This is a genomic window from Bradyrhizobium arachidis (genome assembly GCF_015291705.1).
In the GTDB taxonomy this organism is placed as follows: Bacteria; Pseudomonadota; Alphaproteobacteria; order Rhizobiales; family Xanthobacteraceae; genus Bradyrhizobium; species Bradyrhizobium arachidis.
The window spans coordinates 1,609,368-1,625,259 of the sequence record NZ_CP030050.1 but is presented as its reverse complement, the minus strand read 5'-3'; the positions used below and the strand labels follow the sequence as shown (position 1 = coordinate 1,625,259).

The following is a 15,892-nucleotide window of genomic DNA, read 5'->3' as shown; positions in this document are numbered from 1 at the left end:
ATGTGTTTGGCGGGCAAGGCGCGAACTAGATTACAATATAAATTCGCAGCTTTATTCAGAATGGCGCGCCACGGCCGATGAAGATGGGCACTATTCGTTCGCCATGGCACTATGATGGAGCCACCGCCCAAGCGATCCGGCCGAATAACTTGCGACGAACTGCGATCTTGCGCTACGCCTAATGGGCGGCTGTCTTCCCGATTTCGCAGGTTGTCCGGTTACCCTTCGATTGCAGCCATTTCGATCAATCCCGGGATCGACGCGATGGGCTATGAGCAGACATCGCGTCTTATCGCTCAGAATTTGCCGCGCTGGCAAATCAACGGGGAACCACTCCGGGCAGGCTCTCTCCAACAGAGCTACGCGCATGCTACAACTTTGGTAGCCACTGACTTGGAAGCTCCGACAGCAGCGGATGGGCAACGGCGCTGAAATGACGATGGTCATGCGGCGAAGAGTCCCAAATTTCAGCGGCGCGCGACCTTGCTTCGCACCGGCTCGGCCAACGACGCCACCAGATAATCGGCAAGCAGCGTTGCCGCGCGAGACAGTCTTGGCGCCCGATGCAGCCGGACTTCCGCGCGTGGCAGCGGTGGCAGACCGTCGCGCTCCGACAGGCGCCGAAGTTTTGATGGAAACGTCCCCGATTTGACCACCGTCACCGCAAGGCCCTGCGCCGCGATGGCTTCGACCGCCGAGAGGCTGTGACTGACGAAGGCGAGCCGCCACGGGCGATTCGCCTTGTCCAGCGCCTGCATCGCCCAGCTGCGGAACAGACAGCCTTGCGGATAGAGCGCCACCGGAAGCGGGTCCGATTCCTCCACGCGATGCTCGGCGCTCGCCGCCCACACGGCCTGCTCGCGTCTCAGCAGTTCGCCCTCGGAATGTCCTTCCGGATGCATGGCGATGACGATGTTGTAGGTCTTCCCGAGACGGTCGGTCATGGTGGACGTCAGCCCCGTCTCCATCTCGATATCGATCAGCGGATAATTGGCGATGAAGCTCGCAAGCAGCGGCGGCAGAAATAGCGTTCCGTAATCGTCCATCACGCCGAGCCGAACGCGTCCCTCCACCCTTTGCTCGCGGACCCGACCGACCGCCTCCTCGTTAAGGCTCAGGATGCGCCGCGCGTAGCCGAGCAACCGCTCTCCGGCAGCGCTTAAATTCACATTGGCCTTGGTGCGGTGAAACAGCTCCGCGTGGAGCTGCTCCTCCAGCCGCTTTACCTGCATGCTCACGGCCGACTGCGTCCGGTTCAGCCTCATGGCCGCCCGGGTGAACGAGCGTTGGTCCGCCACCGCGAGAAAGGCCTGCAGGAGATCCGGATCCAAGGTCGGCGCCATCATCACGATCCGCGATTAGATGTATCAACTAAATTCCATTCCTTGATTATCGCGTCTTCCCTAGGGTGCGCAACACTGGAGGCGGAGGATTGGCGATGACCGAGGTTTGGGGCGTGTTGGCTGCGGTGGTCTCGAGCGCGCTGGGCGGCACGTCGATCGGCGCGACGCGGTTTCTGGTCAACGCCATCGACCCGCTGGCGATCGGCTCGTTCCGGTTCGGAGTGGGCTTCCTGCTGCTGTTGCCGGTGGCGCTGGTGCAGGGACATCGCTGGCCGCCGCGGCAGGATTGGCCGGCGGTCGCCGGCTTGGGCCTGCTCTTCTATGCCGCGTTTCCGATCCTCTTCAACGCCTCGCTGATCTTCACAACCGCGGCGCGCGGCGCACTGGCACTGTCGACCCTGCCCTTGCTGACCATGGTGGTCGGCGCGGCGCTCGGCAGCGAGCCGTTGACCGCGCGAAAGACCGCCGGAGTCCTGGTCGCAATATCGGGGGTCTCCATGGCCCTGCTGAGCGGCCTGGCCACGGCGCCCGACGGCGCCTGGCGCGGCGACCTTCTGATGGTCGGCGCCGCGCTTTGCATGGCGCTCTACAGCATCTGGTCCAAACCCTTCATCCGCCGCTCCGGCCCCATTCCCTTCACGACGCTGGCGATGGCGGCCGGTGCTGCCGTCCTCGTTATCCTCTCCATGCTCCGCGGCAGCTTTGCGCCGGTCGAAGCCTTCGGCCCGCCGCAATGGCTCGGCGCGCTCTATCTCGGTGCCTTCGGTAGCGCGCTGACCTTCTACCTGTGGGCCTTCGCGCTGGAGCGAACCACGCCGACCCGTGTCGCGATCTCCGTCACCGTCAATCCGGTCGCGGCCTCGCTGGTCGGCGCAACATTGCTGGGCGAGCCGCTGCGCTGGAATCTGGGGGCCGGGATCGTGACGGTGTTCATCGGCATCTGGATCGCAACGACGCAATCACGCCGGAAGACAGCATTGCAGGAGCTGCGCATCAAACTGTGATTCGCGACCCCCAGTTTGCGTTTGAGTTCGGTTGCTTCATGAGATCCATCTCAGGCGAGGAGACGAGAATGGCAACATTTCGCGGGAGTTGCTTATGTGGCGAGGTCGCGTTTGAGGTCGACGGACCATTCGATTGCTTCGTGAACTGCCATTGCTCCCGTTGCCGGAAAGCAACCGGGACCGCACATTCTTGCGAGGTGATTGTGAAAGCCTCGGCGCTTCGATGGCTTCGGGGAGAAGCGTCGGTTGTGCGCTTCGATCTGCCGGCGGCCGCCAATTTCATGGCTCTGATCACGTCGGGATCCATGGACGCCAGAAATTGCTTTTTGGTGCCGTCCGGAGCCTTTCGCCCCGGCTTTCCGGCCGCCTTTTTCTCCGCCATCACCCTGCCCGTGCGTTGTGCGCGCCCACAAACCATCCCATCGGTTGTTGGGCGCGGCAAGCCTGTGCGACCGGCGACCAGTCTTTTCCCCCCCCCCAATCGACGGTTTTTTATCGATCCCAAGACGGAACATCCCACTGAAATAGCAGCAATTTCGCCGCGGCGGAAGGTTTGCTCATAGTCCTATATGAAATAGGTCGGATTTCATCGAGGCTCACCGCGTCTCGTCCACCCGGCCGAGATGCCAGAGGCAGCCCAAGGCGTCCCGACCGCGACGAAGACTTGCGCGACCTGCTCGACCCGGATGTGCCTCCGGACTCCACGCGCGGTCGAGGCCGACGGCGGCGCCTTCAAGTCAGTCAGATTAAGGAAAAGTAGTCCCAGGGACGGCGCGCTCTCGCCGGAGGCCGAGCTTCAGGTCGAGGAAGCCATCGCCCTAGCGAAAGCGCGCAGCGCGACGAGCTGCGAGCCCCTCATGGCGGCGGGTGGCTGACGACGCGCTGCGAGGCGCATGCCTTGGGCCTCACGTCGGTCGAGGTCCTGGGGCGACGACCAGCACACCGGCGATTTCGACGAAGGAATCATCGATCAGTGCAACTCTCCTTCTCTTCCGCCTGATTCAGCATGCTCAGATTTTCATCGTCAACGACTGGCGCGGCTCGATCTCGACGACGAGCGTCGGATCGAAATCGGGGTTCTCGCGCATGCCGTTCGCCAAAGCGTAACCACGCGGATTGCAGATGACGCGCGTGCCGCCGATCGAGTAGTCAAGCGACTTGTGGACGTGGCCGTGCAACCAAAAGCTCGGTGCGTTCGGACCCCTCATTAAGGCTTCGATATCCTTGGAGCCGTACAACCACGCGTGCATCCCAGGCTCGACCGACGATGCCGGGCCCATGTGCGATACGCAGACCGTCTCGCCGTCGTATGGTGTTTCAAGCACGCAGGAGAAGAAGCCAAATGATTCTTCGTGCAGCTTCAGCCACTGCGACGGCGTGAAGCGATGGTCGCTGTTGCCGGCGCCCATGCGGATCTCGATGAAGTCGTTGTGCTTGTCCCTGAGCGACCAGCGGTCGTCGCGCAGGCGCCCATTTTGCGAGTAGTACATCGCCATCTTCCGCGACCAGCCGGGCGGCATCAAGCTGAAATCGGACCAAAGCGTCCCGCCGACGATGCGGACGCCCATATCGTCTAGATGGAGGACCTCGTTCTGCAGGAGATCGATGCCGATGCTCGCCGCGAGCTCGCGTCCGCGCTCCATTTGGTCTTCGTAGAATGTGTTCTCCTCGCCGGAGCCGCGCGGGCCGCGGTAAAAGCAGTGATTGCCTGGCACGTAGACGCAGCGCCGCACATGATCGCAGAGGGTTTCCGCGATCCAGTGCAGCGAGCGCGTCATCGCGTTCGTGGTGTCGCCGATCACGACCAACACGTCGGCCTCGACCGGCGGCGGCTTCGGATAGCCGTTGCGCTCATGGTCGATGTGCAGGTCTGACTGGACTGCGAGCAGCGTCAACCCAACCTCCGCTTTGGTCCACCGCCACCTCCGGCGCGCTCGCGAAGGTCCTCGGCCCGGGGAAGTGCCTTCGGAAAAACCAGCACGGAGTGCTGCAGCGGCTGCACGGAGCGGACACCGTCGATGCGGCTCCGGCCGGCGATGAGCCTGATAATCGCCTCCGCGCTCGCCCGCGACAGGTGCCCCAGCTCGTCGACGTTCAGACCCGCGAGTGAGTCCATGGACATGCGCGGCGGAAGCGAGGCGCGCTGGGGGTCCGCTAACGGTCGCGCGCGCCCAGACGCCGACTTGCAGCGCGGTCCGGCGCTCGTCGAGATCGAGAGCGCGCTGACGCTCGCGGGGGCCCTGCGGGTTGTCTGTGTCGGCGTCTCGACGCTCACGGCTTCGCTCCATCGTTCTCGAAGTCGTCGCCGCCCTCGAGATCGACCAGCGGCGGCAACTGCGCCAGGCGCTGCTTGATCTGGTTGAGCCTCACCGGCGCCCAGCCCATCACGTCGACGCCGATATCCATCGATTGGCTGTTGCCGGCGAGGCGGCCGTGGTGATGGCCGAAGAGCATCAGCGCACCCTTGCGATTGCCGGGCCATGATCTGAGCGCATAGTGCGCCAGGACGCAGCGGGCCCCGTCGATCGACGTGAATGCGATGTCCCTCACCGATTCCCACGCGAGGTCCAAGGTGCCGCTCTCCTTGGTATCGTGATTGCCGCGAATTAGATGTTTGCGGCCGGGCAGCGACGCGAACAGCTTGCGCAACTGATCGACGGGCATGCGGTGAGCGAAATCACCGAGGACGATGATTTCGTCGCTCGGTTTGACGACTTTTCTCCAGGAATCGGCCATCGTCTGAGTCATCAAACGCACATCTGGCTGCCCAGCCGAGTCGACAAAGGGTCGACCACACATGCGGATGATGCCCTCATGTCCGAAATGGCAGTCGGCGATCAGCCATGTTGCGCTCTTCATTGCATGCTCCCCTTGTCCTCGAACCACATCTCCTTCGCCGCCCCCAGATCGACCGGATCATCTCGGTCTCGCTGTCGTCGCCGGGCTCATAGCGCAGGTCGGCAAGCCGGCAGACCAGGACATCGCCCGGCTGCTTGATGACGACGTGACCCGGGGCGACCTGTTCGTTCGCGTGCGGCCTCATGATTTCGACCCATGGTCGTCGGCGAACGTCTTGAGGTGGAAATCCCAGGCGGCTGCCTGTTCGGCGTCCGTCAGCTCGCTCCAGCGCACGATCACGTCGCCCTCTACGCCACGCGTGACACAGTACGGCGGGTCGTCGGCGTCGGAGGCAGCCCTCACAACCAGCTCGCGATGGAGGGGGTCGGGAGGCCGGCAGCGAACGCGGCCAGCCTCTCGGCGGCGTCGACGGGGATCTCGGTCTCGTTAGTCATGGTGCCTCTCCAGGATTCGAAAAACGGACAGATCGCTAAAATACAATCTGCCTCTTTAATTATGTTACCATGTTAGCCTGCTATGATCAACGCCATCGGACGACAGGCGTTCCGGCCAGAGTCCTTGAGCATGAAAGGAAAGAGAATGAGCGGCGACAGCCATACCAACTTCAACAGCGGCGGCTTCTCGGCGGGCGCGGCGGCCGGATCGCTGACGGTCGCCGGCGCGTTTGTGGGAGCGCTGCAAGCCGCGGCGCAGCTCAACGCCCATCGCTGGGAGAGCTGGAATCGCGAGCAGCTCGAGACCGCGCTCGACCTCTCGGAAGAGCTGCGGCGCCACGCCTACGAAGAGCGCGAGGAGCTCCGCGTCGAGAACGCAAAGCTCCGGATGGCAATGCGCCGCGTGACTAAGCGGCGGGCCGCGGCGCGGTAGCGTAGCGCACGAACTCCGGAGCCGGCTCGACAGAGACTGGCTCCGGAGGCCATTCGGCGGCCGGCAGCGGCTGCACCTTACGGACGCCGTTCAACGCATATATCTCGCGGATATGCGCGGAAATCGCCTGATTATCCGAGGAAACCAGCGTCTCTACCTCGTCCCGCGTCAGGCCGGGCAACCAGTTCTTGAGCTCGCGCGGCAGCCATGTCGGCACCGGCGCCGGCCTGTCGTCGATGATCGAATCCGCCGCCCACGCCAGCACCGACCTGGCGATCTTGTCGTGAGTGTCGGCGAGCGACTTCCGCTCCGCGAGCTCGGACTTGAGGTCGCTGACGAGAGGGCTGTCGCCGGCCGGCGGCCCGTCGGCGGTGCCGCCTAGCAGCCCGGCGAACAGCCGGCCCGGCAAACGGAGCGCTTCCCACACGAAGAAAAACGCGCCCTTCAGCGCGGCCCCGATGGCCGAAAGAATGGATCTCAGCATCACGTCACCTCCTGTTGGCTGGTCATCGGAGCACGATTTGCGGCAAGCCGGAAATCGGGGCGCCCCAGACAAGGATTCGAGGTCCGCTTGACAACGGCCGACATCGAACGCATGCTGTCAGATAAACAACAGCATGCATAATTAAAGATAAGGACTCAGGTCGTGAAGAAGCCCGCGTGTCGCAAATCCCAGCCCCAGCGCATCGAGTGCGTCGGCGAAGGACTCTACGGTGACGAGTGGAAGACCCGTCTTGCCGCGGGCCTGGGCATCTCCCGGAGCCAGCTTTTCGAATGGCGCAGCGGGGCGAACAAGACGACCCGGCGCGACATCGACGCCGAGCTGATCGCGCTGATCGCCCGCGAGCGCGACGCCTCCAACGAGCGCGGTCTGAAGCTCTCCCGCCTGCGCGCCAAGTTGCTGCTGATGATCGGGGCGGACGATGCTTCCTGAGACCATCGCCGCCTTCGGCACGGCCTGGAGCGATGCCGAGTTCGACCGCCTCACCCGCCTCTATGCCGAGACCGGTGGCGACATTCGCGTTATCGCGGCCGCGATGGGGCGTTCGATCAGCTCGATCTCGACCAAGTCGTCGATCATGGGCCTCGCCGTCGAGGGCAACGACCTGGCGATGCGCAAGTGCCTCGGCGGCTGCGGACGGACGTTTATGAGTCCGGATAAGGGCGTGCGCATCTGCCCGCGCTGCAAGGGCGACCCTCGTCTTCCCTGGGGAGTCTACTGACATGTCGATCATCAATTTCGCCGACCGGCGCAAGACCGAGCCTTGCGTAGTTGACGTCGACCGCACGCTCGTCGTGCACGGCCGCGAGTACACCCTCCGCCGCAGCTCGTGGCGCGGCAATAAGACTGGCGGATGGGTCGGCGTCCGCGACAGCGAAGGTCGGATGATGTTCGTCCGGGGCGGGAACCCGCCCGACTCCCTTATCGTCGAACTGATCGGAGCATGGGTGGACGGATACGGCGTCGGCAGGAAGGAAGCCGCCAAGGCCGCGGCGCGCGGCTACACGGGAGACATCGTATGAGCAAGCAGAACGATTTCTATGAGCGGGTAGTTGCCGCGCTCCACGCCATCGACCGCCGGGGCTTGAAGCGCCTCTCCAAGAAGCTGCTCAACGCGCATCCCGGCGATCTGGACCTCCCCGACGGCGCGGAGTTTTCCAACACCTTTCTCACCCGGGTCGAGAACACCGTCTCCCGTGCGATGCACGTCAAGGTCGCCTCGCTACGCGCCCAGGCCAACGCGCTGGAGCGCGCCGCCTTCGACTTCGACGGCAAGAGCGCAGTGCGCCGCTTCGAGGTCAAGACGGCGCATCTGAACAGCATGAACGAGCTCGTGGAGGCGTTCGCCGACGACTGGTGCGACAAGAACGTGATCGGCTGGAGGAAGAAGGAGGCTGCATAATGGTAGGTGGATTCCCACAGCGCCGACCGTTGCCGGCGAAGATCGCAGAGGTGCCGACGGTCGCGGCCGAAGACCGCGGTATCATCGAGCCGCGCGCGCCGGCGCCGATCGGGCCTCCGCCGCGCTGCGCGCGCCCGCTGCCGCCGATGCCAACGGCGCCGAAGCCGACGGCGCCGAAGGTCGGCGGACTGCCGCTGGTGCCGCGCCGCCCAGCGCCGCCGACCGTCAAGCGCGAGGGTCCGCTGCCGCCGCCGAAGGCCGCGACGCCGGCGCCCGCCGCCGTGAAGCCGCCGCCGACGCCGTACGTGCGCAAGCCGCCGTCGCAGTATCTCGATCCGGAGAGCATCCCGTACGACCCGCCGCGGAACTACGGAGTGCGTCGGTGACGCAGCCGCATCAGCAGGAGATGGACTTCGGCGTGTTCGCCACCGCCGCAGCGAACCACGCGCGCCGCCGCAACGCGCCGCCGCAGCCCGACCGCGATGGTCTCTTCGACGCCGAGGGTGTCACGATCATCGCCGGGCACCGGCAGTGCGCTGTCGAGGTGGAGAGCGACCTGTTCGCCGACATCCAATTCAAGGAAACGAAGGTCCGCGTGACGGCGATCGCGCCGGGTCGCTGGGATGCCGTCGCGGCGCTGGCGGCCTGCACAAGGGCACATGGCAACAGGGTCTATGAAGTCGACTACGCCACGGCGAAGCCGACGAACCCCGGCGGCCTGGACGAGATCAGGATCGCGCGCGTCGTCGGCGCCGACGGCGTCAGGCCCTACTTGTCGAAGAAGGGCAGATACTTCGAGGCTGCCTATGGCGTGTGGGCTCCGGTCGAGCGACCGCTAGAGACGGAGCAAGGATTCCGCGAAACGTTCCGTGTGTCGGCAGGCAAGCCGACATGGGTATTCCGCAAGCTGTTCGACGGTTTCGCTCCAGACGGGCGGCGCCACCGCTTCGCCGGAGACCCCACCGTCCGCCGCTCCCTGCGCGCGCTGGAGGACGCCGGCCTCGTCCGGCTCGAGCTCGGGCCGCGCGGCGGCATGGCGACGGCGAAGGTGAGGTGGACGGAGCGCGCATTCCTGGCGCCGGTACTCTCGGCGGAGGACGAAGCGGCCATGGGGATGCTGGCATGACCAAACTGAACGACGACATCAGAATCCTGGTCGCGCTGAGAGAGGGCTACGACGTAGTCGACCAGTATAAAGAGGGCTATGGATGGAGTAATCCGCCGGTCTACTACCGCGGGATCGAAGACAGGGCGCAGACGGTATGGCGCAACATCAGCCTGTCGTCGATCGACCGGGCCGTGACGAATGGTCTGATCGAAATCGACCGCGAGCGCTCCGGCGAAAGCTTCGGCCGAGGTCATCACCGCCGCCACAAGCTGACCGAAGCCGGTGCTATCGCCGCCGCCGCTCTGGCGGTCACGATCGACCAGGCGATGGCACTGCCGAAGCCTAGGCCACCGAAGCCGCCGATGACGACCGAGGAGTGCAAGGCCGCGAAGCAGGAGCGCTACGCGCGATCGACGCTCAAGTATCTCGCCAAGGGCGGCCGCCTGGTCCGCGCTGACGGGAAGTGGATCTGCAGGCACATGGATTTGCCGTACGTGCCTCCGGGCCGGAATTCCTGGTACGTGTCCGAAGACCGAAATCTGCCGCTGATCCGGCATCTTGTTGAAGAATTCGTCGGCTGCGACGGGCTGCCTTCGCTCCGGATTACTGCCGCCGGCGCCGAGATCATCGCGAAACGGAAGCCGCTGAGGTGCGCCTGACGCCGGCGCCGTTGCACTTGCTCGTCGCCGTCTCGCGTGGCGCGCGGCTGCGGCATGTCGGCGGCTGGTTTTCCTTGATCAAACCGAATGGGGACTTCGAGCGCGTCCACGGCCGCGGCGTCAACACGCTGATCAAGCACGGCCTCGTCGAGGGAATCGACAAGTTCGACTGGCGCCTTTCCGACGCCGGCGCGGCCTGGTTGGCCGCGAACGGGATTGCGGCGAAATCGGACAAACCTCGAAATTAAAGGCGGCGCCGCCCAGGTAGTAACGGGGGGCGTCAAGGAATCGGACATCAGCGGTGATGGCGTCACCTGTGACGCTCAACGGTATCGCACGGTGCAGTGACGGCAGGATACCGTGCGATAATGTGAAGCTAACTGACCTTAACTTCCCTTCGGCACCACGTCCGGACCCGGGCGCCGATGTGAGAATGCAGGGGGCTAAGAGGGTTCCCCGCCCCCGCGTTCTCACCCTCGACAGAGCCGGCGCCTGCAGAAAACGCATTACGGCTGCAGAAAAAGCATTATTTCGGGGGCCTTCGGCAGAAAATGCATTACACCGGCAGAAAAAACCTAATTCAGCCGACCCCCGGCAGAAAAAGCCTCACTCCGCCTGGCGTCCAATGATGGCAGCTTGAACTAGCGGCCGGCGCCGTCGAGCAGTCGCTGGATCTCTCGCTCGAGGTCGAAAGCAAGGTGATTTATGCACCACGGCACTTTGACGCTGCTCGTTGCCATTGCAGCTTCAACAGGCCTCATTGTGCTCGGCCTTGCAATTTTTCTGTCGCCGTGACTCACTTAATTTGGAGGAGCGAAATCGATGCCAGCCCATCATCCCTGCGATCACCTCTTTAACGATATCCTTGAAGCGTTCGAGCGCATTGCCCGTGGCGCCTCTCCGAATTGCGCGGATGCGTTGCTTAAAGTTCTTCTCGACTATGGACTTGTTCGGCCAACTGTACGGGTGATCGACCGCGACTCGCTCGGGCCCATCGTTCGTCATGGCTATTCGCTGTCTTCTGAAGTTCGATCGGAAATGGCGTCTTCGCTCAGGTGAGCGTAAAAGCGGTGATCACTCGCGGTCGAAGTTGCCTCACCGTTTACGATAGTGCCCGACCCTTCCTCTCGATCATGCCACAGCCTCGTCCGGAAGCTTCAAGACCGTGAGGATTTCATCATCCGGCAACCGGAAGGATTGCTCCTCGACCTCGAAGCGATCGCACCCCTTGAACCCGAACCACGCGTCCGCCGGCATCTTCCTCGGAAAAGTTTGTTCGGCGGCACCGTTGAACAGCATGTCCGCGGCGAATGTCGCGCGATCCAGCGAGTCCAAGGGAAACCACCACGGCTGAACCATCGGAGATATCTCGAACCAGCGCCGCTTCTTCTTGTTGTGGCAGGCGATGATCATGGGAAAGCGGTTCAGGACCGTCATCTTGAAGAGCGTCGCCGTCAGGCTTGCTGAATACTCTTCGGCGATCTCTCTGGCTGCCGCGAGCGTCGGCTGCTTCACGCGCCGCAGCCGAGGGCCCAGCAAATAGTTCGGTAGAATGAGATCCGACGCGAACGCATCGGCCTGACGCTCGGGGTCGAGGGGACCGTTGGCGAAGTTGCAGACGTCTCGCCCGCCGCAGAAGAGCATCCTGCCCCTATGATGGTGCCAGTGCCCGAGTTCGTGAGCGAGCGAAAATCGGCGGCGCTCAGGAGGGCTTCGACCGTTGACGGTGATCACCGCCCTTCTCTTCGACCCGACGATGGTCGCCTCGCAGCGATCGAGCGGCCGATAGTTCACGACCGCGCCGCGCGTCCACGCGATGGCCTCCAGGTCTATCTCGCCGGGAGAATCGATCCCCGGGCTAAGGAGTATGCGCTCGGCGGGACTGAGCGCGGTCATTCTTCCTCCTGCGGATCCTCTGCCTCGAGCGCAGCGAGCTGGGCAAGGTCGTCCAGCATGCCCTGTTCGTCGCTATCAGACAGGCCTTTGGCTTTCCGCGCCGCCATCATGTCGAACGCACCCGTCAATTCGCCGGCGCGCATTGCTTCCAGCTTTCTCCGGGAGGCATCCCTGTCTTCTGGGAAGGACTTCGCCGACTGTGCTTTGAAGGCCAAAACTGCTTGCCTAGCCTGCTCCAAGCTCTTCTTAGCGGCCACGGATTTGGCGTGCGCAGTGACGGCGTCCATTTCCGATACCACGGAGGCGGGGTCGATACCCATTGCCGCGAGCTCCTCACGCAGCTCCTCCGAAGAAGCGGCCAGAATGCTCTCGTCGATCGCATCGTCCAGCTTGCGGAGCTCATCCTGCGAGGTGCGCTTACTGGTCATAACCGAAATCCGTCCGGGAACTTCTTGGCCAAGGTCCGTCTGATCCGCTTCATGATGTAGTCGTAGCCAGCTTGATCGACTCCGATCTCATCGCGCAATGCCTTTCCTCGATTCTGGCCCGAAATGGCGATGACGGCCAACTGCGCCTCTTCATCGCCTTCGAGGGCTTCGTAGATGACCTTGATGACGTCCTCGGCCTGCTTCTCGATCAGCAGCGCCTCCGGGTCGAGCTGATCCGAGGCGACCTGCTTCTCGCCGCCGTCGTGCCCACGGCCGTCCGAAGTCAGCGACTCTGTGCGGGCGAGCGCCTTCCTGCGGTGCGACGCAATGCTCCGCATCGACTGCGCCAGGAACGCGACGAAAGATTCCTCTCTCGGACAACGGCGTTGGCCGACGATCGCCTGGGTGACGGCCTCGCGATATAGCTCATTCTCCTGGAAATCGGTCCCGCCCCGCCGGCGCCGCTCGATGAGCCGGAGCTTTCGCTTGTCGTCGGCGGACATGGAATCGAGCTTCTCCAGCACCTCCTCGGGAGCAAGGTGCTCTGTCTCCGGGGCGGCGGTCACGCCGCCTTTCGGGGATCCGCTCTCATCGTCCATGGTCTCGAAGACCCTATGCCGCGCTCGGCGACGGAATCGGACAAAAAAATCCGTCCCGCGCGAAAAATAAATGCTGTCCGAATCCGGGCTTCTCGGCGGCATACCCGGGGAGAAGCCGAAGTGGGATGAAATAGACCAGCTTTGGCCTGATACAACCAGGAAGCCGGCGGTGCAACCTTGAGCGGTCGCCCGAGCAGGAGGCGAACGCTTATGTCCAAAAATGTCGTCGTCTTCTCGGACGGCACGGGTCAGGACGGCGGCGCCCGTCCCGAGCAGCGGATCAGCAACATCTACAAGATGTACCGGATCTCGCGCGATCACGCGGACACCGGCATCCATCCGTCCCGCCAGGTGGTATTCTATGACGCCGGTCTCGGCACCGATATCGGCACCACGGCCCTGACCGCTCCCGTCCGCTTCGTGCAGAAGCTGCTGGGGTCCGTGACCGGCGCCGGCATCAAGCGCAACATCGCCGATTGCTACGAATTCATCGTCAACCACTACGAACAGGGCGACAGGATCTTCCTATTCGGCTTCAGCCGCGGCGCCTATACCGTCCGCAGCCTGGCCAACCTGCTGATGCTCTGCGGAGTGCCGACGAAGGCCCCCGGCGGCGCCCTGATGCGCTATCGTAAGGCCGTGAAAGACATCGCTTGGGAGGCCGTCGACACCGTGCTCGAGCACGGCGCCGGTCACCCGAGGGCAGACTTCGAGGACGAGCGTCTCGAACTGGCGAAACGCTTCCAGCTCAAATACGGCTCCGGCGACGGCTCGGATTCGAACGTGGCCCCCTATTTCATCGGCGTGTTCGATACCGTCGCTGCCCTGGGCGCCAGCGGCCTGCGTTACCTCGTCATCCAGGCGGGCCTCGCCGCCGGCGTTGCGACCGCAGCCTTCGCGGCAGGGTTCCTCCCGTCCGTGCTGATCGCGCTGCTGTGGTCCTGGTGGTTCGGCGCCGGCTTCATGCTGACCGGCTTCATCGCCCAGGTCGCCATCATCGCCGTCGTGCTCTGCGCATTCTGGTACTGGCAGAACAAGTCGACGACCAAGACGATCGTCGACTATCCCAAGCCGGGGGAGTCGCGGTCGCACAAGGCCGTGTGGAAGGGCGCAAACTTCGACCGGCTGCTGAGCCGCCACGTCGCCTTCGCTCGCTCGGCCAACGCAATCAACGAGACGCGGAAGGACTTCGACCGGGTGGGCTGGGGCGGAAGCGACGCCGGCGCGCCTCACTTCGCTGGTCACGAACGTCTGCGCCAGTGGTGGTTCGCCGGCAATCACTCCGACGTCGGCGGCTCCTATCCCGAGCCGGAGTCCCGCTTGTCGGACATCGCGCTGGAATGGATGAGCCGCGAAGCCGTTTCCGTCCCGGATGGCCTGCTGACAGGCCCGATCTTCGTGAACGGCGAGAAGTTGCAGGGCAGCGGCGACATCGGTGTTGCGCTTTACGTCTATCCGGACGCCGGCGGCATGCAGCACTGCGAGGTCGCCGGCATGCGTGACACGCTGGACGCCTTGGCGGACAAGCTACCGAACTGGTCGTGGGTCCGTAGGCTGATCGGCCGCCAGAACTGGGAAGTGAAGGTGCGCGACATCGATGCCGCCGCAAAGGTCCACCCAACGGTCGTCCAGCGCTTCGAGCTTCCAACCGTTGTGCAGTGCGCGACCGGAACAGCGCCCTACCGTCCCGACGCACTCGCCGGCCACAACGATTTCAAGCGGTACTACCCGGGCAAGGCTGGCGCGTCATGAAACTGGTCGCGCTTTTCGACGACTTCTTGAAGGAAACCGTCAACCTCAACAAGACCAGGATCGATCTCCTCGAAGCCAGCATTCCGGCGCTCAAGTCGTTTGTCCGCGATTCCGATTGGACGCCAAAGGTCCGCTCGTTCGCGGAGCAGGGGTCGTGGGCCCACGAGACAATCATCCGGCCGGTCGACGGAGGAGAATTCGACGCCGATCTGTTGGTGATGGCGGACCCGGTCGAGGGCTGGACCGCCGCCGAGTACGTCGAGAGCCTCGGCCGCGTGTTCTCCGGCAGCAAGACCTATGAGGACAAGACGAAGACCTGGGACTATTGCGTCACGATCACCTACGCCGGCGACCGCAAGATCGACCTCGCTCCCTGCGTCGTCGGCCGGCGCTGGGACGGGAGCATGGAGGTGTGCAACCGCAAGGGAGGCTTCGAACTCTCGGCACCCGTCGACTATACCGCGTGGATGAAGGAGAGGAACGCGTACTCGGGCGGCAATTCCTTCCGCAAGGTTACGCGCCTGATGAAGTATCTGCGCGACATCAAGACAACCTTCACCTGTCCGTCCGTGCTGCTGACGACCCTTCTCGGCAACCAGATCCATTGGTTTGACAAGGACACGGACGCGTTCGCCGACGTTCCCACCACGCTGCAGACCGTGGTGGGTCGTCTCGACGATTGGCTAAGGATGCACCCGACCAGGCCTTCGGTCACGAATCCGAAGCTGTCGAGCGAGGATTTCTCACCGCTCTTCGGCAGCGACGATCAGTATTCCAACTTCCGCACCGTGATCGCCCGCTACCGGAAATGGATCGATGAAGCCCACGCGATGGAAAGTCGGCAGGAGAGCATCGCGGCGTGGCAGAAGGTGTTCGGCGAGGAATTCGGCAAGGCCAGCGTCATCAAGGTTGCGGCCGATGCCGCGGCCGACGGGCTCGCGAAAGTCCGCGGGCTGCTGTCGTCGACGGCGGCCCATCTCAACGAGTTGGTGGACGTGGTGAAAAACTACGGCATTTCGGTCCTGCCGCCGGATTTCTCCCGCCCGCCCCACATCCGGCGGCCGACTTGGCGGCACGCGCCGACCCTCGCGACGGTTCTGGTCACCACCGAATGGCGGGAGCGGCGGGCTTCCACGGGACGCGCGATCCGCGCCGGCGACGTACTCCGTCCCCACGGCGGCCTGCATTTCAAGGCCATCGACACCGACGGCAGAGCCATCCCGCCGGATTTCGAAGTGCAATGGCGGATCACCAACACCGGCGCGGTCGCCATGGCCAAGGGCGCGGGCCGCGGCGGCTTTTACCCGGATAACTCCTCGCAGGGGCGTTGGGAGACGCTCGACTTCCGCGGGGTACATCTTGCCGAAGCCTTCGTCATCCGCCGCAGCGACGACGTGCTGGTCGGCGTCAGCAAACCGTTCTACGTCGTCATCGAGTGACGGCGAGAACCGAGGTCATCGAAGACATGGCATA

General features: G+C 63.9%; 21 protein-coding genes. 13 read left to right on the top strand and 8 right to left on the bottom strand.

Going from position 1 to position 15,892, the window contains the following annotated elements; all coding sequences use genetic code 11:
- Nucleotides 1-467: 467 nt before the first annotated feature.
- A complete protein-coding gene (locus WN72_RS08010) occupies nucleotides 468-1,346 on the bottom strand; it encodes a LysR substrate-binding domain-containing protein (RefSeq protein WP_092218718.1) in 879 nt (292 codons plus the stop codon).
- Between the two features lie 92 nt (nucleotides 1,347-1,438).
- Here WN72_RS08010 and WN72_RS08005 point away from each other — a divergent pair, with 92 nt between their 5' ends.
- Together WN72_RS08005 and WN72_RS47735 are read left to right on the top strand one after the other, a co-directional pair.
- Nucleotides 1,439-2,347, top strand: coding sequence for a DMT family transporter (locus WN72_RS08005; RefSeq protein ID WP_092218720.1), 909 nt, complete (start codon nucleotides 1,439-1,441; stop codon nucleotides 2,345-2,347).
- A 38-nt stretch (nucleotides 2,348-2,385) separates the two neighbouring features.
- Nucleotides 2,386-2,910: a GFA family protein gene (locus tag WN72_RS47735; protein WP_430644629.1), complete on the top strand. Its 525-nt coding sequence runs from the start codon at nucleotides 2,386-2,388 to the stop codon at nucleotides 2,908-2,910.
- Nucleotides 2,911-3,357: 447 nt separating this feature from the next.
- Here the strand turns inward: WN72_RS47735 and WN72_RS07995 are convergent, their stop codons facing one another.
- Both WN72_RS07995 and WN72_RS07990 read right to left on the bottom strand, forming a co-directional pair.
- Nucleotides 3,358-4,158 (bottom strand): metallophosphoesterase family protein, encoded by an 801-nt coding sequence (locus tag WN72_RS07995; protein ID WP_245003227.1) that lies wholly within the window; start codon nucleotides 4,156-4,158, stop codon nucleotides 3,358-3,360.
- Between the two features lie 460 nt (nucleotides 4,159-4,618).
- Entirely contained in the window at nucleotides 4,619-5,206 is a 588-nt protein-coding gene (locus WN72_RS07990) for a metallophosphoesterase (RefSeq protein ID WP_092218726.1), read from the bottom strand.
- A 579-nt stretch (nucleotides 5,207-5,785) separates the two neighbouring features.
- On the opposite strand from WN72_RS07990, the gene WN72_RS07985 reads away from it, so the two are divergent.
- Nucleotides 5,786-6,073, top strand: a complete 288-nt coding sequence (locus tag WN72_RS07985; protein ID WP_143130781.1) for a hypothetical protein — start codon at nucleotides 5,786-5,788, stop codon at nucleotides 6,071-6,073.
- Here the strand turns inward: WN72_RS07985 and WN72_RS07980 are convergent.
- Nucleotides 6,048-6,557 (bottom strand): hypothetical protein, encoded by a 510-nt coding sequence (locus WN72_RS07980; protein ID WP_092218730.1) that lies wholly within the window; start codon nucleotides 6,555-6,557, stop codon nucleotides 6,048-6,050. The two genes, WN72_RS07985 and WN72_RS07980, sit on opposite strands and share 26 nt — an antisense overlap.
- Before the next feature lie 162 nt (nucleotides 6,558-6,719).
- Between WN72_RS07980 and WN72_RS07975 the strand changes: the two genes are divergently transcribed.
- The 8 genes from WN72_RS07975 to WN72_RS07940 are packed head-to-tail and all read left to right on the top strand — an operon-like array spanning nucleotide 6,720 to nucleotide 9,992.
- Nucleotides 6,720-7,007 carry a hypothetical protein gene (locus WN72_RS07975; RefSeq protein ID WP_092218732.1) on the top strand — a complete coding sequence of 96 codons (288 nt, stop codon included), beginning with the start codon at nucleotides 6,720-6,722 and terminating at the stop codon, nucleotides 7,005-7,007.
- On the top strand, nucleotides 6,997-7,296 hold the full coding sequence (locus WN72_RS07970) for a hypothetical protein (RefSeq protein ID WP_092218734.1): 300 nt from the start codon (nucleotides 6,997-6,999) through the stop codon (nucleotides 7,294-7,296). Before WN72_RS07975 ends, WN72_RS07970 begins: the two co-directional genes overlap by 11 nt.
- Nucleotide 7,297: 1 nt before the next feature.
- A complete protein-coding gene (locus WN72_RS07965) occupies nucleotides 7,298-7,597 on the top strand; it encodes a hypothetical protein (protein ID WP_092218736.1) in 300 nt (99 codons plus the stop codon).
- The gene (locus WN72_RS07960) at nucleotides 7,594-7,977 is read left to right on the top strand and encodes a hypothetical protein (protein WP_092218737.1); all 384 of its coding nucleotides are present in this window, start codon (nucleotides 7,594-7,596) and stop codon (nucleotides 7,975-7,977) included. Before WN72_RS07965 ends, WN72_RS07960 begins: the two co-directional genes overlap by 4 nt.
- Entirely contained in the window at nucleotides 7,977-8,363 is a 387-nt protein-coding gene (locus WN72_RS07955) for a hypothetical protein (RefSeq protein WP_143130782.1), read from the top strand. The genes WN72_RS07960 and WN72_RS07955 overlap by 1 nt, the downstream gene beginning before the upstream one ends.
- On the top strand, nucleotides 8,360-9,103 hold the full coding sequence (locus WN72_RS07950; RefSeq protein ID WP_092218741.1) for a hypothetical protein: 744 nt from the start codon (nucleotides 8,360-8,362) through the stop codon (nucleotides 9,101-9,103). Before WN72_RS07955 ends, WN72_RS07950 begins: the two co-directional genes overlap by 4 nt.
- The gene (locus WN72_RS07945) at nucleotides 9,100-9,744 is read left to right on the top strand and encodes a hypothetical protein (RefSeq protein ID WP_092218742.1); all 645 of its coding nucleotides are present in this window, start codon (nucleotides 9,100-9,102) and stop codon (nucleotides 9,742-9,744) included. Before WN72_RS07950 ends, WN72_RS07945 begins: the two co-directional genes overlap by 4 nt.
- Nucleotides 9,735-9,992 carry a hypothetical protein gene (locus WN72_RS07940; protein WP_092218744.1) on the top strand — a complete coding sequence of 86 codons (258 nt, stop codon included), beginning with the start codon at nucleotides 9,735-9,737 and terminating at the stop codon, nucleotides 9,990-9,992. The genes WN72_RS07945 and WN72_RS07940 overlap by 10 nt, the downstream gene beginning before the upstream one ends.
- Nucleotides 9,993-10,491: 499 nt before the next feature.
- Here WN72_RS07940 and WN72_RS07935 read toward each other — a convergent pair whose 3' ends face one another.
- The 4 genes from WN72_RS07935 to WN72_RS07920 form a co-directional block, all read right to left on the bottom strand.
- Complete coding sequence (locus tag WN72_RS07935) at nucleotides 10,492-10,749, bottom strand: hypothetical protein (RefSeq protein ID WP_092218745.1); 258 nt, start codon at nucleotides 10,747-10,749, stop codon at nucleotides 10,492-10,494.
- Between the two features lie 126 nt (nucleotides 10,750-10,875).
- Nucleotides 10,876-11,640, bottom strand: coding sequence for an ImmA/IrrE family metallo-endopeptidase (locus WN72_RS07930; RefSeq protein ID WP_092218747.1), 765 nt, complete (start codon nucleotides 11,638-11,640; stop codon nucleotides 10,876-10,878).
- A complete protein-coding gene (locus WN72_RS07925) occupies nucleotides 11,637-12,068 on the bottom strand; it encodes a hypothetical protein (RefSeq protein WP_092218749.1) in 432 nt (143 codons plus the stop codon). The genes WN72_RS07930 and WN72_RS07925 overlap by 4 nt, the downstream gene beginning before the upstream one ends.
- Complete coding sequence (locus tag WN72_RS07920; RefSeq protein WP_092218751.1) at nucleotides 12,065-12,667, bottom strand: hypothetical protein; 603 nt, start codon at nucleotides 12,665-12,667, stop codon at nucleotides 12,065-12,067. Before WN72_RS07920 ends, WN72_RS07925 begins: the two co-directional genes overlap by 4 nt.
- 210 nt (nucleotides 12,668-12,877) lie before the next feature.
- On the opposite strand from WN72_RS07920, the gene WN72_RS07915 reads away from it, so the two are divergent.
- Nucleotides 12,878-14,419: a phospholipase effector Tle1 domain-containing protein gene (locus WN72_RS07915; RefSeq protein WP_092218753.1), complete on the top strand. Its 1,542-nt coding sequence runs from the start codon at nucleotides 12,878-12,880 to the stop codon at nucleotides 14,417-14,419.
- Nucleotides 14,326-15,858: an SMODS domain-containing nucleotidyltransferase gene (locus WN72_RS07910; protein WP_244553927.1), complete on the top strand. Its 1,533-nt coding sequence runs from the start codon at nucleotides 14,326-14,328 to the stop codon at nucleotides 15,856-15,858. Before WN72_RS07915 ends, WN72_RS07910 begins: the two co-directional genes overlap by 94 nt.
- Nucleotides 15,859-15,892 lie beyond the last annotated feature (34 nt).

Bases quoted from the DNA above. Each gene is read 5' to 3' on its own strand.
- WN72_RS08010 (WP_092218718.1), bottom strand. From the start codon at position 1,346: ATGATGGCGCCGACCTTGGATCCGGATCTCCTGCAGGCCTTTCTCGCG.
- WN72_RS08005 (WP_092218720.1), top strand. From the start codon at position 1,439: ATGACCGAGGTTTGGGGCGTGTTGGCTGCGGTGGTCTCGAGCGCGCTG.
- WN72_RS47735 (WP_430644629.1), top strand. From the start codon at position 2,386: ATGAGATCCATCTCAGGCGAGGAGACGAGAATGGCAACATTTCGCGGG.
- WN72_RS07990 (WP_092218726.1), bottom strand. From the start codon at position 5,206: ATGAAGAGCGCAACATGGCTGATCGCCGACTGCCATTTCGGACATGAG.
- WN72_RS07985 (WP_143130781.1), top strand. From the start codon at position 5,786: ATGAGCGGCGACAGCCATACCAACTTCAACAGCGGCGGCTTCTCGGCG.
- WN72_RS07980 (WP_092218730.1), bottom strand. From the start codon at position 6,557: ATGCTGAGATCCATTCTTTCGGCCATCGGGGCCGCGCTGAAGGGCGCG.
- WN72_RS07970 (WP_092218734.1), top strand. From the start codon at position 6,997: ATGCTTCCTGAGACCATCGCCGCCTTCGGCACGGCCTGGAGCGATGCC.
- WN72_RS07965 (WP_092218736.1), top strand. From the start codon at position 7,298: ATGTCGATCATCAATTTCGCCGACCGGCGCAAGACCGAGCCTTGCGTA.
- WN72_RS07960 (WP_092218737.1), top strand. From the start codon at position 7,594: ATGAGCAAGCAGAACGATTTCTATGAGCGGGTAGTTGCCGCGCTCCAC.
- WN72_RS07955 (WP_143130782.1), top strand. From the start codon at position 7,977: ATGGTAGGTGGATTCCCACAGCGCCGACCGTTGCCGGCGAAGATCGCA.
- WN72_RS07945 (WP_092218742.1), top strand. From the start codon at position 9,100: ATGACCAAACTGAACGACGACATCAGAATCCTGGTCGCGCTGAGAGAG.
- WN72_RS07935 (WP_092218745.1), bottom strand. From the start codon at position 10,749: ATGACGAACGATGGGCCCGAGCGAGTCGCGGTCGATCACCCGTACAGT.
- WN72_RS07930 (WP_092218747.1), bottom strand. From the start codon at position 11,640: ATGACCGCGCTCAGTCCCGCCGAGCGCATACTCCTTAGCCCGGGGATC.
- WN72_RS07925 (WP_092218749.1), bottom strand. From the start codon at position 12,068: ATGACCAGTAAGCGCACCTCGCAGGATGAGCTCCGCAAGCTGGACGAT.
- WN72_RS07920 (WP_092218751.1), bottom strand. From the start codon at position 12,667: ATGGACGATGAGAGCGGATCCCCGAAAGGCGGCGTGACCGCCGCCCCG.
- WN72_RS07915 (WP_092218753.1), top strand. From the start codon at position 12,878: ATGTCCAAAAATGTCGTCGTCTTCTCGGACGGCACGGGTCAGGACGGC.